At 73.9% G+C, this 16,211-nt stretch carries 11 protein-coding genes; 9 read left to right on the top strand and 2 right to left on the bottom strand.

Going from position 1 to position 16,211, the window contains the following annotated elements; genetic code table 11:
* Nucleotides 1–96: 96 nt before the first annotated feature.
* From ACFFXY_RS06200 to ACFFXY_RS06230, 7 genes are all read left to right on the top strand, one after another.
* Nucleotides 97–891, top strand: coding sequence for a sugar phosphate isomerase/epimerase family protein (locus ACFFXY_RS06200; RefSeq protein ID WP_382347096.1), 795 nt, complete (start codon nt 97–99; stop codon nt 889–891).
* A gap of 146 nt (nt 892–1,037) precedes the next feature.
* Nucleotides 1,038–2,756: a stealth family protein gene (locus ACFFXY_RS06205; protein ID WP_382347099.1), complete on the top strand. Its 1,719-nt coding sequence runs from the start codon at nt 1,038–1,040 to the stop codon at nt 2,754–2,756.
* A 132-nt stretch (nt 2,757–2,888) separates the two neighbouring features.
* Nucleotides 2,889–3,977 carry a DegT/DnrJ/EryC1/StrS family aminotransferase gene (locus ACFFXY_RS06210; protein ID WP_382347101.1) on the top strand — a complete coding sequence of 363 codons (1,089 nt, stop codon included), beginning with the start codon at nt 2,889–2,891 and terminating at the stop codon, nt 3,975–3,977.
* Between the two features lie 3 nt (nt 3,978–3,980).
* Nucleotides 3,981–4,985, top strand: coding sequence for a Gfo/Idh/MocA family oxidoreductase (locus ACFFXY_RS06215; RefSeq protein ID WP_382347103.1), 1,005 nt, complete (start codon nt 3,981–3,983; stop codon nt 4,983–4,985).
* Complete coding sequence (locus tag ACFFXY_RS06220; RefSeq protein WP_382347105.1) at nt 4,982–6,451, top strand: glycosyltransferase; 1,470 nt, start codon at nt 4,982–4,984, stop codon at nt 6,449–6,451. The genes ACFFXY_RS06215 and ACFFXY_RS06220 overlap by 4 nt, the downstream gene beginning before the upstream one ends.
* Nucleotides 6,452–6,586: 135 nt before the next feature.
* The gene (locus tag ACFFXY_RS06225; RefSeq protein ID WP_382347107.1) at nt 6,587–7,870 is read left to right on the top strand and encodes a nucleotide sugar dehydrogenase; all 1,284 of its coding nucleotides are present in this window, start codon (nt 6,587–6,589) and stop codon (nt 7,868–7,870) included.
* 29 nt (nt 7,871–7,899) lie between these two features.
* Nucleotides 7,900–10,968 carry a glycosyltransferase gene (locus ACFFXY_RS06230; protein WP_382347110.1) on the top strand — a complete coding sequence of 1,023 codons (3,069 nt, stop codon included), beginning with the start codon at nt 7,900–7,902 and terminating at the stop codon, nt 10,966–10,968.
* 8 nt (nt 10,969–10,976) lie between these two features.
* On the opposite strand, the gene ACFFXY_RS06235 is transcribed toward ACFFXY_RS06230, so the two are convergent.
* Entirely contained in the window at nt 10,977–11,567 is a 591-nt protein-coding gene (locus ACFFXY_RS06235) for an acyltransferase (protein WP_382347113.1), read from the bottom strand.
* A gap of 66 nt (nt 11,568–11,633) precedes the next feature.
* On the bottom strand, nt 11,634–13,226 hold the full coding sequence (locus ACFFXY_RS06240; protein ID WP_382347116.1) for a glycosyltransferase family 4 protein: 1,593 nt from the start codon (nt 13,224–13,226) through the stop codon (nt 11,634–11,636).
* 266 nt (nt 13,227–13,492) lie between these two features.
* On the opposite strand from ACFFXY_RS06240, the gene ACFFXY_RS06245 reads away from it, so the two are divergent.
* Together ACFFXY_RS06245 and ACFFXY_RS06250 are read left to right on the top strand one after the other, a co-directional pair.
* Nucleotides 13,493–15,004, top strand: a complete 1,512-nt coding sequence (locus ACFFXY_RS06245; RefSeq protein WP_446685444.1) for a glycosyltransferase — start codon at nt 13,493–13,495, stop codon at nt 15,002–15,004.
* Complete coding sequence (locus tag ACFFXY_RS06250) at nt 15,001–16,209, top strand: glycosyltransferase (protein WP_382347119.1); 1,209 nt, start codon at nt 15,001–15,003, stop codon at nt 16,207–16,209. Before ACFFXY_RS06245 ends, ACFFXY_RS06250 begins: the two co-directional genes overlap by 4 nt.
* Nucleotides 16,210–16,211: the final 2 nt, after the last annotated feature.

Consider the following 16,211-nt stretch of genomic DNA (forward strand, 5'->3'; position numbering starts at 1 on the left):
GCTCAACGGTACCCGTACCGGGGGTTCAGGTCCGGTTCACGCCGCGCTGACCACGAAGCCGTCGGCGCGTTCGGAGGGCGGCGTACCCTGGTGGGCGTGACCCAGTCCGTCCCGGTTCTGCTGTCGACCACGTCCGTGTACCCCGAGCCCACCGCGGTGGGGTTCGAGCTCGCCGCCGAGCTCGGCTACGACGGGGTCGAGCTGATGGTCTTCACCGACCGGGTCTCCCAGGACCCGTCGGCCGCGGCCAGCCTCGCGAAGCACTACGGCGTCAAGATCGGCGCCGTCCACGCCCCGTGCCTGCTCGTGACGCAGCGGGTGTGGAGCGCCGACCCCTGGACGCGGCTGCGCCGGTCGGTGCAGGCCGCGGAGTACCTCGACTCGCCCACGGTGGTCATCCACCCGCCGTTCTCGTGGCAGCGGGAGTACGCGGCGAAGTTCTCGACGGTCCTCGACGGGCTCAAGGCCCGGTACCCGGGGGTGACGATCGCGGTCGAGAACATGTTCCCGCTCAAGGTCGGCAAGCGGAACCTGGTGCCGTACCGGCCGCACTGGGACCCCACCCGGCACGGGTACGACTCCTACACCCTGGACCTGTCGCACTGCGCGGCCTCCGGGGCCGACGCGCTCGCCATGGCCGAGCGCATGGGCAAGGGCCTGAGGCACATCCACCTGTGCGACGGGACCGCGCCCGGCTCGGACCAGCACCTCGTGCCCGGCCGCGGGACGCAGCCGTGCGGGGAGCTGCTGGGCTCGCTCGGCAAGGCCGGCTGGGACGGCTCGATCACCGTCGAGGTCTCGACCCGCAAGAGCGGCAACCGGTCCCGCCGGGCCGACGACCTGCACGAGTCGCTGAAGTTCGCGCGCGACGCGCTCGGCGCGAGCGCCTGACGAGGGTCACAGGAGCGGCGGCGCAACCGTTCGGGGGGTGCAGGCCGTCTACACCCTGTACGTTCACGTTTCATTCACTGCGCGTTGCCGCTGTATTATCAACTTCGCACGGACCCTCATTTCGTGCGAATCCCGAAGGAGGACGGATGCCCGGTCAGCAGCGGAGCCCCGGTGCCGCGGTGCGGCACCTGGCCGGGCTGGTGCTCCCCGCCGGGCTGCGCGACCGGGTCCTGGAGCGGCGCCGCCGCCGCACCGGCCGCCGCCGGATCGCGGCCCTGGTCGCCGCCGACCCCGCGCTGCGGGCGTTCCGCCTCGACGGGCACCAGGTCGCCGGGCGGCTCGCCGCCGGCTTCACGGCCGCGGACGCCGCCGAGGCGAACCTGCGGATCGTCACCGACGCCGCCGAGGCCGCGGGCGTCCCGTACTTCCTCGTCCCCGGCAGGTCGCACCTGCGCCACGCCGTGGGGGTGCGCCGCGCGGACAAGAAGACCCTGCTCGACGCCATGCGCGGGCACTACGGCGACACCGAGGTGTACGCCGCGAAGATCAGCGCCGCGCACCAGTCCGTGGCGCTGTACTGCGAGGGGGCCCTCCCGAAGGCCGTCAAGTTCGCGCAGGTCATCCGCTTCGGCCGGTTCACGCTCGGCCCGCAGGGGCAGGTCCTGTCGGGCCTGGACTACGGCTGCGACGTCGAGTTCTGGCGCGACGGGGACGACTTCGCCGCCGAGCCGGACTTCGAGCGGCGCAACGCCCGCCTGAAGGTCCAGGTCCCGGCCGCGATGCTCGCGGGCGGCCTGGTCGCGCCGCGGCCCAACCGCGTCTCCGACGTGCTGCCCGCCGAGGAGCTGGTCCCGGCGAGCACCGACGTCGGCGACCACAAGCACCCCACGTTCCGGGCGTTCACGCACCGGCTCGTCGACGACGTGGACTTCCCCGTGGACGCCGTCTACATGTGGGTCGACGGCTCGGACCCCGACTGGGCCGAGCAGCGCGCCCGCCACCTCGGCGGCGGCGCGGCCGACCACACGCACCTGACGGGCGCGTCCCGGTACGTCAGCCGCGACGAGCTCAAGTACTCGCTGCGCTCGCTGCACACGTTCGCGCCGTTCATCCGCAACGTGTACCTGGTGACCGCCGGGCAGGTCCCGGCCTGGCTCGACACCGACGCCCCGAACGTCAAGGTCGTCGACCACGCGGAGATCTTCGCCGACCCCTCGGTGCTCCCGGTGTTCTCCTCCCACGCGATCGCCACGCAGCTCCACCGCATCCCCGGGCTCGCCGACCACTACCTGGTCATGAACGACGACGTGTTCTTCGGCGTGCCCAGCCGGGCCGAGAAGTTCTTCCACGCCTCCGGGGTCGCGCAGCTCCCGTTCTCGCCGCTCCAGATCGGCGTCGGCGCCGCCCGCGCCGAGGACTCCGCGCCGAACTCCGCGGGCCGCAACGTGCGGGCCCTGCTCGAAGCCGACTTCGGGCGCCAGACCGTGAGCAAGTTCAAGCACCTGCCGCACCCGCAGCTGCGCGAGGCCGCCGCCGAGATGGCAGGGCGGTACGCGCCCGCCGTGGACGCCACCGCCCGCTCGCGCTTCCGCGACCCCGCCGACATCGAGTTCGTGGGGATGCTCCACCACTACTCGATGCTCACCGGCCGGGCCGTCCCCGGCGCCTCGAAGCTCCACTACGTCGACATCGGCCACCGCGACGCCCCCAAGCAGCTCGCGGAGCTCGCCGAGGGCCGCGACGCCGAGTACTTCTGCCTCAACGACGTCGACACCCCGCCCGAGAAGGAGGAGGCGATCGCCCTCATGGTCCGCCGCTTCCTCGACCACTACTTCCCGTTCCCCTCGCCCTACGAGAAGACCTGAAGGGGCGGGGCGGCGGCGCCATAGCGCGCGCGGTGTGGCGGCGGACCCGGCCCGGAGCGTCGGTACCATCGTCACGCGTCCGCACCCCGGCCGCGCATCCACCATCACCGATCCACCAGTACAGGGGGCCCAGTGCCAACGGACAACCAGGGGTTCATCCCCCCCGCCAAGCCGCACATCGGCGAGGAAGAGATCGAAGCCGCGGTAGCGGTGCTGCGCAGCGGCATGGTCGTGCAGGGGCCCGAGGTCGCGGCGTTCGAGGAGGAGTTCACCGCCGTCTCCGGCACCGCGCACTGCGTCGCGGTCAACTCCGGCACCTCGGCCCTCCAGCTCGCGCTCATGGCCATGGGCGTCGGCCCCGGCGACGAGGTGATCGTCCCGTCGTTCTCCTTCGCGGCCTCCGCGAACGCGGTCCGCCTCGTCGGCGCCGAACCCGTGTTCGCCGACATCGAGTCCGGCTCCTTCTGCATCGACCCCGCGCACGTCGAGGCCCTCGTCGGCCCCAAGACCGTCGCGATCATGCCGGTGCACCTGTACGGGCACCCCGCGGACATGACCCGCCTCGTCCAGATCGCCGAGCGGCACGGCCTCGCGATCCTCGAAGACGCCTGCCAGGCGCACGGTGCGGCCGTCGACGGCAAGCCCGTCGGGTCCTTCGGCATCGGCGGCACGTTCTCCTTCTACCCGACGAAGAACATGCACTCGCTCGAAGGCGGCATGGTCTCCACCGACGACGCCCAGTTCGCGCGCACCCTCCGGCTCCTGCGCAACCAGGGCATGGAGCAGCGGTACGCGAACGAGATCGTCGGCGCGAACATGCGCATGACCGACGTCGCCGCCGCGATCGGCCGCGTCCAGCTCCGGCAGCTCGACGGCTGGACCGAGCAGCGCCGCGCCAACGCCGCGCGCTTCGACGCCGCCATCAAGACCGTGACCATCCCGCCGGTCGCCGCGGGCGCGCGCCACATCTACCACCAGTACACCGTCCGCGTCGAGGGCGACCGCGACGGCGCACTGGAGCAGCTCAAGGCCGCGGGCGTCGGCTCGGCCGTCTACTACCCGACGCCGATCCACAAGCTCATCCCGTACGCGCACATGGACGTCGAACTCCCCGTGACCGACAGGGCCGCGGCCGAGGTCCTCTCGATCCCCGTGCACCCCTCGCTCACCGACGACCAGCTCGACCGCATCGTCGACGCCGTCAACGCCCTGGAGGTCTGAGGCATGACCGACACCCAGCTCCGCGCGGGCCTCATCGGCCTCGGCGCGATGGGCCGCAACCACGCCCGCGTCCTCCACGCCCTCGAAGGCGTCGAGCTCGTGGCCGTGGCGGACCCGGTCGCCGCCGCCTCCTCGCTCCCGTCCGGGGTCCGCCTCGTCGAGACCGTCGAGCAGCTCATCGAACTGGGCCTCGACTACGCCGTCGTCGCCTGCCCCACGGTGCACCACGAGCCGATCGGCCTGGCGCTCGCCGAGGCCGGCGTCCACGCGCTCATCGAGAAGCCCCTCGCGCACACCGCGGAGGCCTCGACCCGCCTCGCGGACGCGTTCGAGGCCAAGGGCCTCGTCGGCGCCGTCGGCCACATCGAGCGGTTCAACCCGGCGATCGCGAGCCTGCGCGAGCGGCTGTCCGCGGGCGAGCTGGGCGAGATCCTCCAGGTCGTCACCCGACGCCAGGGCCCCTTCCCCGGCCGCATCGCCGACGTCGGCGTCGTCAAGGACCTCGCCACCCACGACATCGACCTCACCGGGTTCGTCACCGGGCAGCGGTACGCGTCGGTCTCCGCGCGCACCGTCTCCCGCTCCGGCCGCCCCCACGAGGACATGGTCTCCGCGGTCGGCGTGCTCGAAAACGGCGTCATCGCGAACCACTCCGTGAACTGGCTGAGCCCCTTCAAGGAGCGCACCACCGTCGTCACCGGCGACCGCGGCTGCTTCATCGCCGACACGCTCACCGCCGACCTGACGTTCTACGCGAACGGCATCGAGGCCAACGAGTGGGAGGCCCTGAGCAACTTCCGCGGCGTCTCCGAGGGCGACATGATCCGGTACGCGATCCGCAAGCGCGAGCCGCTGCTGGTCGAGCACGAGCAGTTCCGCGACGCGATCCTCGGCAAGTCCAACGACATCGTGGACCTGCGCATGGGCGCGGCCACCGTCGCCGTCTCCGAGTCGATCCTCCACTCCGCCGCCACGGGCGAGACCGTCTCCCTGGCCCCGACCGCATGACCGACGCCCCGCCGGACCTCACCGCGGTGACGGTGCACCGAGGAAGCCTGGACTGCCTGGCGGCGCTCGCCGCGCAGACCCTCGGCCCCGGCCGCCTCGAAGTCGTCGCCGTGGCGGACGACGGGGACGCCGAGGACCTCGACCGGTTCGCCGAGAAGCACCCGGACCTGGTCCGCGTCGTCCGCGCCGGGGCCCCCGGCGGGGCCTCCCGCACCGCCGCCCTCGCGGCGGCCCGCGGGCGCTACGTGGTCTTCGTCGACCACGCCGAGACGCCCGCACCCGAACGGCTGGAACGGCTCCTGTCCGCCGCCGGGGACGCCGACGTGCTGCTGTGCGGCGCGAGCGCGGACCTCGGCGGCGCGGCGGGGACCGCCGCGCTCGCGGACCTCGGGGCCGCGCGCCTCTTCCGCCGGGACCTCCTCGACGGCCTCGACTACCCCGACGGGCCCGCCGCCGCCGAGCTGTTCGCGCTGCGGGCGCTCGCGAAGGCCGCCGCGGTCGCCGTCTGCGAGGACGACGCCCCGGCCGCCCCCTCCGCCGCGTCCCCCCTCGAACTCGTCGCCGCCGCCGAGCGCCTCGCCGAGGCCGCGGACGGCCTCGACCATGCCTCCCTCGGCCCCGACTCCCGCGACGCGGTCCTCGCCGGGGTCTTCGCCCGCGAGATCGCCGCCGCCCTCGACCCGCGGTTCCTGGCCCTCGACGCGTTCGCGCGCGCCGAGGCGTGGCGGGCCGCCGCCGACTTCGCCGACGCGCACCTCACCGAGGGCCTCCGCGCGGGCCTGCCCGTGGCCCTGCGCGTGCGCGTGTCCCTCGCCCAGCACCGCGACCTCGAACTCCTCGAAGCCGCCCTCGCCCAGGCCGCCCCCCGGTACCTCGTCGAGGACGGGCGCCTCTACGCCCGCTACCCCGGGTTCCGCACCGCCGCCGACCTCCCCGACGAGTGGTTCGCCGCCGACGGCGAGCCCCTCACCGAGGCGTTCGCGCGCGGCGTCGAGCCCCGCTACCTCGTGTGGACCGGCGTGCGCCGCAGCGACTACCACCTCGAATACTCGTGCTTCCTGCCCGTCGAGGGCCTGGACGCGGACGCCGTGCGGGTCGGGGCGGTCCGCCTCCCCGACGGCGCCGAACCCGCGCCCGCCGCCGCCTCGACCGGCTTCCCCGAGCCGGACGCCGCCGCCGCGACCGCGACCGCCCCCGACGGGACGGCCACGGTCGCCACGGCCCGGCTGCCGCTCGAAGGGCTCGCCGGCGGGGTCGGCAAGTGGGCGCTGCGCGCCTCGGTCCGCCTCGGCGCGCACGTGTACGACCTGCCGCTCAAGGCCCCCCAGGGGTACGTCCGGCGGGAGGGGGAGCTCCGCGGGGTCTCTGTAGAGTGGGGCCGGAAGCGGAGCATCGTCGTGAAGGTCCGCCAGCGTGCGACCCGGCACGGGGCCTCCCGACTGCTCGGCTTCCTGTCCGACAGGTGAATCGGACGGCCCCGAAGCGGTTCCGCGCACCGTTGGTGCACTGACCCGACATCGACACGTCCCCCGGCGTTCGGGTGCCGTTCATTCTCGGCTGCGTAGCTATAGCTTCAACGCAACTCGTCAGAAAGAGATCCCATGAACATCTGTGTGGTCGCTCTGGGGAAGATCGGGCTGCCGCTGGCGGTCCAGTTCGCCTCGAAGGGGCACCGGGTCGTCGGCGCCGACGTCAACGCCCGGACCGTCCAGTCCGTCAACGACGGGGTCGAGCCCTTCCCCGGCGAGCACCGGCTCGCGGAGCTGCTCAAGGAGAACGTGGCGGCGGGCCGCCTGCGGGCGACCACCGACACGACCGCCGCCGTCGCCGAGGCCGACGCCGTGGTCGTCGTCGTCCCGCTGTTCGTGGACGCCGAGGGCGTCCCGGACTTCGGGTGGATGGACGCCGCCACCGAGGCGGTCGCCAAGGGGCTCAAGCCCGGCACGCTCGTGTCCTACGAGACGACCCTGCCCGTGGGCACCACCCGCGACCGCTTCGGCCCGATGCTGGAGGCCGGTTCGGGCCTCACTGTCGGCGAGGGTTTCCACCTCGTGTTCAGCCCCGAGCGGGTCCTCACCGGCCGGGTCTTCGCCGACCTGCGCCGCTACCCGAAGCTCGTCGGCGGCGTCGACGCGGCCTCCACCGCCGCGGGCGTCGCGTTCTACGAGGACGTCCTCGACTTCGACGAGCGCGCCGACCTGCCCCGGCCCAACGGCGTGTGGGACCTGGGCGCCGCCGAGGCCTCCGAGATGGCGAAGCTCGCCGAGACCACCTACCGGGACGTCAACATCGGCCTGGCGAACCAGTTCGCGCGGTTCGCCGACAAGCGGGGCCTGGACGTCATGAAGGTCATCGAGGCCTGCAACTCGCAGCCGTACAGCCACATCCACCGCCCCGGCATCGCCGTCGGCGGCCACTGCATCCCGATCTACCCGCAGATGTACCTGTGGAACGACCCGGAGGCCACGGTCGTGCGCGCCGCCCGCGCCGCGAACCGCGCCATGCCGTCCTACTCGGTGGACGTGCTCGCCGCCGCGTGCGGCGACCTCGCCGGGCGAGGCGTCCTCGTCCTCGGCGCGGCCTACCGCGGCGGCGTCAAGGAGACCGCGTTCTCCGGCGTGTTCCCGCTCGTGGAGTCGCTGCGCGAGCACGGCGCCGTGCCGTACGTCTCCGACCCGATGTACACGCCCGCGGAACTCGAATCCGAGGGACTCCCCGCCCATCGGGGCGAAGAGGTGACGGCCGCCGTCGTCCAGGCCGACCACGACGAGTACCGTGGTCTGACCCCCTCCGACCTGCCCGGGGTGACGGTCCTCCTCGACGGCCGCCGCGTCACCGACCCCGACGCATGGGAAGGTCGGCGCCACATCGTCCTCGGCAGTTAGGCCGAGCGCCTGGAAGGACCCGCCCGAGCATGGAGCCCCAGACCCGTCCTCCCCGTGTCGTGATGGTGGTGGCCAACCGGATCGACGGCGACTCGCGGGTCCAGAAGGCCGCGCAGTCCATGGCCGAGGACGGCTGGGACGTCCACCTCGTCGGCTTCTCCGTCTCCGGCAAGGCCGAGGAGTACCGCCAGGGCGACTACACGGTCCACCGCTGCCCCCTGCCCGACCTGGCGGCGCCGGCCGCGCTGCGCGACCGCGTCGCCCGGGTCCGGTTCCCGCTCGCCTACGCCGACCCGGCCCGGGCCAAGGAGGTCCGGTACCGGGTCCGCGCGGCCCGCATCGACCTCGAAGCGGACGACCGGGAGCGGTCCCGCGCCCGCGACGACGGCCTCCTGCGCACCCCGCGGAAGGTCCGCCGCCTCGGCCGGAAGGTCCAGCGCAACTGGATGGAGCGCCGCGCCGCGGCCACGAAGGCCCGCGAGCGGTTCACCGGGATCGAGGAGGGCGGCCTGGAGCGCCTGGAGCGGCGCTGGTGGGCCGCGCTCCTGGGCGACCGCGCGTGGAAGCGCCTCGACGTGAACACCACCCGGATCGAGCTGGCGCTGCGCACCCGCATCCTCAAGCTCGAACCGGACCTGCTGCACGCCCACGACGTGTACCCGCTCGGCGTGTGCGCCCGCGCCGCCGCGCACCTCAAGGCCAAGGGCCGCGACGTGAAGCTCGTGTACGACGCCCACGAGTTCCGGCCCGGCCTCGACGCGCAGCCGCCCGCGCAGAAGCTCGCGCTCACCGGCTACGAGCGCCGCTACCTGCCGCACGCCGACGCCGTCGTCACCGTCTCCGAGCCGCTCGCCGAGCTGCTGCGCGACACGCACCGTCTCGACCGGCTCCCGGCCGTGGTCCTCAACGCGCCCGTCGCGCCCGACCCGAACCGGGCCCACCCCGGCGACATCCGGACCTCCTGCGGGCTCGGCCCGGACGACCCGCTCGCCGTCTACGCGGGCTGGGCCTCGCCCGAGCGGCGCATCGAGGAGATGATCGAGGCCGCGCGGCTCGTCCCCGGCCTGCACCTGGCGCTCATCGTCAGCCGCCACAAGAACCCGTACGTGCAGTCGCTCAAGGCCCTCGCGAAGTCCTACGGCATCGGCGACCGCGTCCACTTCCGCGGGTACGTGGCCTACGAGGACCTGCCGCGGTTCCTGGAGACCGCCGACCTCGGCGTGTACCCGCTCCAGACCGGGCCGATCAACCACGAGGTGTCGCTGCCGAACAAGTACTTCGAGTACAGCCGCGCGCGCCTGCCGCTGGTCGTCTCGGACGTGGCGACGATGGCCGCCGAGGTCCGCCGCCTCGGCAGCGGAGAGGTGTACGCCTCCGGCGACCCCGCCGCCCTCGCCGAGGCGATCCGCCGGATCACCGCCGACCCGAACTCCTACCGCCGCGCCTACCGCGACCCCGCGCTCCTGTCGGAGTACACGTGGGAGCACCAGGCCCGCCGGTACACGGCCCTCTACGAGGAGCTGCTCGGCCCCGCGCCCGCCCGCGCCGCCGCGCCCGCGCCCGCCCGCGACATGCTCCGCGAGCGCTCCGGCGCCCCCGCGGACCTGCCCGTGGTCGCCGTCCTCGACGGCGGGCCGGACGACGCGTGGACCGCGACCGCCGTCCGCGGCCTCGCCGCGCTCACCGAGGCCCGCACCGTCGTCGTCTGCGCCGACCCCGCCCGCGCGGCGGCGTTCGCCGACGCGGTCGTGCCGACCGGCCCGGTCAGTGCGTTCCTGTCCACCGCCTCCGCAGTGGTCCTCCCGGCCGCGGCCCGCGACGACGTGCTGCCGCCGGGCCTGGTCCTCGCCCTCGAAGCGGGCGTCCCGGTGATCGCGCCCGCCACGCCCGCGGCGCTGGACTTCTGCGAGCGCCACCGCGTCGGCCAGGCCGCGCGCGCCGACGACCCGGGCGCGGTGGCCGCCGCCGTCAAGCAGCTCCTCGCCGACCCCGACCGGGTCCGGCACCTGCGCGCCCGCGCCCGCCTGGGCACGCCCACGCCGTGGCCGAAGCTCGAAGCGACCGACGCGGTGCGCCTGGGCCTGGGCCCGGTCAACAGCGCCGGGCAGCTCATGGCGATCGCGAAGGCCGTCGCCTGGCACTACCCGGACACCGGCGTCGAGCTGGTGGCCCTCGAACCGCGCGGCGTGTTCGGCTACCCCGCCGACGAGTACTTCGAGTCCTCGCAGCTCAATAAGACCGAGTTCCAGCGGGCCCGCGCCGCCCGCGTCCTCGACGGGTACACGCACGTGCTCTCCGACTGGGCCGGGCCGGTCCTGGGGCGGCGCAACGGGAACGACATCCTCGGCGACCTGCCGTCGCTGCGGGGCGCGGGGGTGCGCACGGCGCTGCTCTTCCACGGCTCCGACGTCCGCGACCCCGACGCGCACCTGGCCCGCCACGAGCACTCCGCGTACCGCCGGGCCCCCGAGGGGACCCTGGAGGTGCTGCGGCTCAAGGCGACCGGCAGCCGGGCCGCCGCCCGCGAGTCGGGCCTGCCGCTGTTCGCGACCACCCTGGACCTCCTCGACGACCTGCCGGAGGCGACGTGGGTGCCGCTGACGGTGGACGTGGACCGCTGGTACTCCGACCTGCCGGTCATGGAGCGGGCCCGCCCGGTCGTGCTCCACGCGCCCTCCAAGCGCTGGACCAAGGGCAGCGACGACATCCTGCCGGTCCTGGAGCGCCTCGACGCGGCCGGGAAGATCGAGTTCCGCCTCGCCGAGGGCCTGCCGCCCGCGCGGATGCGGGACCTGGTGCGCGGCGCGGACCTGATCGTGGACCAGATCGCCCTGGGCTGCTACTCGACCCTCGCGGTCGAGGCGATGGCCGCGGGGCGGCCCGCGGTCGCGTACCTGCACGAGGCGACGGCCGAGCGCATGGGGGAGGAGCCGCCGGTCGTCCACGCCACGGTGCCGACCCTCGAAGAGGTCGTCGTCTCGCTCGTGGAGGACCGCGACCGGGCCCGCGCGATCGGGGCCGAGTCGCTGCGCTTCGCGCGCCGCGTGCACGACGGCAGGGCCGCAGCCGAAGCGCTGCGACCCTTCCTCGAAAGCTGAAGCGGCCCTTAGGCTTCCGCGAGCACCCCGTCGCTCTCGCGGAAGCGGTCCCCGTTCTTGGGGTCCTCCCACTCGCCGCCGCCGAGGTCGGTGAGGCGCTCCCCGGTGCGCCCGACCCATCCGGCCCGGCGCGCGGGCACGCCCATGACGAGCGCGAAGTCCGGCACGTCCTTGGTGACGACCGCGCCGGCGGCGACCATCGACCAGCGGCCGATGCGCACGGGCGCGACGCACACCGCGCGCGCCCCGATGGAGGCGCCCTCGGCGACGTCGACGCCGACGGCCTCCCAGTCGTGGGCGCTCTTGAGGGACCCGTCGACGGCGACCGCGCGCGGGTTGTGGTCGTTGGTGAACACGGCCGCGGGGCCGACGAACACGCCGTCGGCGAGCCGCGCGGGCTCGTACACGAGCGCGTAGTTCTGGATCTTCACGTTGTCGCCGATGCGCACGCCCGTGCCGATGTACGCGCCGCGCCCGATCACGCAGTTGACGCCCAGCTCGGCGTGCTCGCGGATCTGGGCGAGCTCCCACACGGAGCTGCCGTCGCCGACCTTCGCGGACTCGTGGACCTGCGCGGTTTCCTGGACCCTGTAAGACATCTGCTGCTTTCCTCGTACTGGTTCGAGCTCGGGGGAGCCGGGGCCGCCGATTCTACGGGCGGGCCCTCAGCGTTCGAGCAGGCGGCGATAGACCCCTTCGAGGACCTCGGCCTGCCGCTCCCACGTCCACGCGTCCAGGTCCACGGCCCCGTCGTAGGCCTTGCGGTACCGCTCGGGGTCGGCCAGGACCGCCTGCGCGGCCCGCGCGAAGTCGGCGGCGTCCTCGGCGGCGAACACCTCGCCCTGCCCGGTGGCGCGGACCATGGAGCCCATGGCCTCGACGTCGGAGACGACGATCGGCAGGCGCGCGTGCGCGTACTCGAAGAACTTCGTGATGAGCGCGATCTCGTGGTTGGGCCAGTGGTGGATCGGGATGACCCCGAAGTCGGCCTCGGCGAGGTGCTCCACGACCTGGTAGTGCTCGACGTACGGCAGGAAGTGGACCCGGTCGGCGGCGCCGAGCTCCTCGGCGCGGGCCAGCAGCGCCGCGGCGTACGCGTCGGCCTGCCGCGGGAGGATGAACGCGGCGTGGACGCCGGGCAGGTCCGGGAGGGCCTCGACCATCGTGTCGAGGCCGCGCTGGGGCGCGCCCGCACCGGAGTAGACCATGACCGGCACGTCGGGGCCGACGCCGCAGCGCGCGCGCAGGCTCGGGACCGCGGCCTCCGCGTCGGACACGGTCGGCTCCCACGCCTTGGCGCCCTTGGCGTCGGTGACGACGAGCTCCTGCTCCTGCCCGGCCTTGGCCGGGTCGCCGGGGGCGTTGAGGACCACCGCGGGCGGCTCGGCCAGGTGGAAGTCGCGCACGAGGAGCTCGCCCAGCTCGGCGGAGACGGTGACCACGGCGTCGGCGTACGGGGCGTACTCGCGCTGGTGCGCGAGCTGCGAGACGTGCCAGCGCGGGTGGGGCCGCCACGGCTTGATCCCGGCGAGGTACTCGTGGGCGTCCCACACGAGCTTCACGTCGCGGCCCTTGGCGAGGGCGCGGAGCTTCGCGCGCGCGCCGACGCCGAGGACGGGGAAGTCGTTGGCGTGGATGACGTCGGGTTCGAGCTTGTCGATGGCCTTGCCGAACGCGAGCTCGTAGCGCCACAGGTCGGGGTCGAGCCGCCGCCACGCGCGGTCGCCCATGGTCTTGAGCCAGAACTTCGTGATCGCCATGTCGAGGGGGGCGGTGCCGAGGAGGCGCCGCTCCAGGAGCGCGTCGGTGCGGCGCACGCGAAGCCTCGTCCACTTGGCGTCGATCTTGAATCCGGCGCGGCGGGCCTGGAGCCGGGCCCAGGTGAGGGCCCGCCTGGGGGCGGGGAGGCGGTCGCCGTAGAGCTGGAACTCGGCCTTCGCGGCGCCGAGGTCGGCGCGGCGGGCCTTGAGGTGCTGGTCCTTCCAGCGGGCCTTGAGGGCGTTGCCGTAGGCGAGGGGGTCGCGGGGGAAGCTGGTGCGCAGCTCGTGGGGGCGCTGGTGGAGGCCGGGCTGGAGGGGGATCAGCTCGACCTTCGCGCCGCCGAGGTCGCCGGTGAAGCGGCGGCGGCCGGGGGAGACCCCCAGGAGGGTCACGTCCCATCCGAGCGCGGCGATCGACCGCGCCTGCTTCTGGACGCGGGAGTCGCCTTTGACGTTGTTGTGCACCAGCATGACGATGCGCGGCCGGGGATTGCTCACTGATCTCCTCGGAGTCGGTTCGGGGGGTGGGCGCCGCTGCTGTGTTCGCGCACCGAGAGGCGGGCGGCCGTCCAACGCTAGCGTATGGACCTGCGGGTCGGCGTGGATGGTGCCGGGCACGGCGCGGCCGCGCGAATACGGCCCGAATTGACCGGGTACAAAGGCCCAAGTTTAGGGAAACGCCAGGTGAAGCAGTCGGTTTCGTACGATGTGCGCGCCGGGACCCCCTGTTTGCCCGGCGGGCGTACGTTGAACACGGAGGAACGATGGCGGAGCACCCCCGGCGGATCGTGATGCTGGTGCAGAACGGCGTCACCGGCGACTCCCGCGTGCAGAAGGAGGCCGAGTCGGCCGCTGCGGCGGGCTACGAGGTCGTGCTGCTCGGCGCGTCGCCCTCGGGGAAGGCCGAGGAGTGGGCGCTCGGGGGCGCGACGGTGCGCCTCGTCCCGGTCAACCGCGTGTTCGACCGGCGCCGCCACGAGATGCGCCGCGGCTGGCTGCGCTCCCCGCTCGCCTACCCGCCGGGGCCGCTGGCCGCGTACCGGCAGCGGCAGGCGCGCGCGTGGCGCACCGACCTCGACACCGCCCGCGCCCGGGGGGCTTCGGCTGCGGCGCTGGCGCCGCGCGAGGCCGCGTACCGGGTGTTCTGGGGCTGGACGGGGTTGCGCCGCAAGGCGACCCGGAGGCTGGAGGCGGACCGTGCCGCCGCGAAGGGCGGGGTCGACCGCCTCGCCGCGCGGTTCTGGAAGGCGGCGATGGGGGACCGGGCGTGGCGGCGGCTGGACCCGGCCCTGTGGGACCTGGAGCTGTCGTTCGGACCGGTGGTGGACGAGCTGCGCCCGGACCTGATCCACGCCAACGACTTCCAGATGCTCGGCGTGGGGGCCCGCGCGAAGCTGCGGGCGAGGGCCGGGGGCCGGGACGTGAAGCTGGTGTGGGACGCGCACGAGTACCTGCCGGGCATGAAGTCGTGGAAGGGCCACCCGTGGTGGAAGGACGCGCAGATCGGCCACGAGAACGAGTTCGCGCCGCACGCGGACGCGGTGGTCACGGTCTCGGAGCTGCTCGCCGAGATGCTCCGCGACCGGCACGGCCTCACTGAGCTGCCCGAGGTCGTCATGAACGTCCCGGACACCTCGGGGAGCGTCGAGCAGCCCGTGCCGGGCCTGCGCGAGCGGTGCGGGATCGGCCCGGGGACGCCGCTCATGGTCTACTCGGGCGCGCCCCTGGAGCAGCGCGGCCTGCACATCCTCGTGGAGGCCCTCCCGGACCTGCCGGGGGTCCACGCGGCGCTCATCGTGTCGTACCCGCAGTGGCGGTACGTCAAGCGGACGCAGGAGCGGGCCGCGGAGCTGGGCGTCGCCGACCGCGTGCACGTCCTCGAATACGTGCCGCACCGCCAGGTGGTGCCGTTCCTGTCCGAGGCGGACCTGGGCGTGATCCCCATCCACCACTGGGGGAACCACGAGATCTCCCTCATCACGAAGTTCTTCGAGTACTCGCACGCGCGCATCCCCGTGGTCGTCTCGGACGTGAAGACCATGTCGGGGCTGGTGCGCCGCACCGGCCAGGGGGAGGTCTTCACCGCCGAGGACACCGCCGACTTCACGCGCGCCGTGCGGGCCGTCCTCGACGACCCGGAGACGTACCGCAAGGCGTACGCCGAGCGCGTCCCCCTCGGCGAGTGGACCTGGGACTCCCAGGCCAAGCGCCTGACCGACCTGTACGGGCGCCTCCTTGGCGCCGCTGGAGAGGAAGAGGAGCACCCGAGACCGTGAACGCAGACCGGCACGTCGCCGTGGTGACGCCCTGGTACCCGGACCCGCAGGTGACCTACGCGGGGGCCTTCGTCAGGGCCCAGGTGGAGGCCGTCTCCGGGGGATGCGCGGACCTGGACGTGTACCACCTGAAGAGCTGGCCGGTCGGCGCCGTCGGCGCCCCGCTGGACGCGGACCCGCGGGTCCTGGACCTGCATGCGCGGCTGCTGTCGCGCGCGGACGCGCCGCTGGCGACCGCGGGCGGCGCGGTGCTGCACCGGGTCCCGACGCTGACGCCGCGCGACACGGCGTGGATCGCGCACTCGGACGCTTCATCGCGGTGGCTGCGGACGTTCCTGGGCGGGCACCCGCTCGGCGCGCCGATCGTCCACGCGCACGTGCCGATCACCGGCGGCTGGGCGGCCCTGGAGAACGCGCGGCCCGACGCGCGGGTGTACATGACCGAGCACTCCTCGTTCCTCGCCGAGCTGCTGGCGCAGCCCGCGGCGCGCGAGCGGTACGAGCGGGTCCTGGAGCGCGCCGACGGGTTCTTCGTCGTCGGCGAGCCGCTGCACGACCTCATCGCGGCGACGTTCCCGCACTTCGCGGACAAGCTGGAGTACATCGCGAACCCGATCGACTTCGGGACCTCCCGGGCCGAGGCCCCGCGGGCGCTGCGCCGCTGGCTGTCGGTCGCGGCCCTGAACGAGCGCAAGCGCATCGACTACCTCCTGGAGGCGTTCCGCCGCTGCCGCGCGGACGACCCGGAGCTCCGGCTCACGCTCGCCGGGGACGGGAAGCTGCGCCCGGTGCTGGAGGCCCTCGCCGCGGACCTCGGGGTGGCCGACGCCGTGGAGTTCCTCGGCTCGGTGGACCCCGCCGAGGTCCCGGGCCTGATGGCCTCGCACGACCTGTTCGTCCACACCAGCCGCCACGAGACGTTCGGCGTCGTCGTGGTCGAGGCGCTCGCGGCGGGCACCCCGGTCCTGGTGAGCCGCTGCGGCGGCTCCGACCAGGTGCTGCGCGGCATCGAGTCGGAGGCCGGGCAGCTGTACGACGTGGACGAGGACCCGGACGTGCTCGTGGCCGCCTACCTGGAGCTGCGCGAGCGGCACCCGGAGAAGACCGACGTGGACGCCGCGCGGGAGCACCTGCGCGCCAAGTACTCCTACGAGACCGTGGCCGCGCGCCACTTCGAGGTCTGGGACCGGGAAGGCCGCCGATGAGG

The organism is Glycomyces mayteni (assembly GCF_042428885.1).
In the GTDB taxonomy this organism is placed as follows: domain Bacteria; phylum Actinomycetota; class Actinomycetes; order Mycobacteriales; family Micromonosporaceae; genus Glycomyces; species Glycomyces mayteni.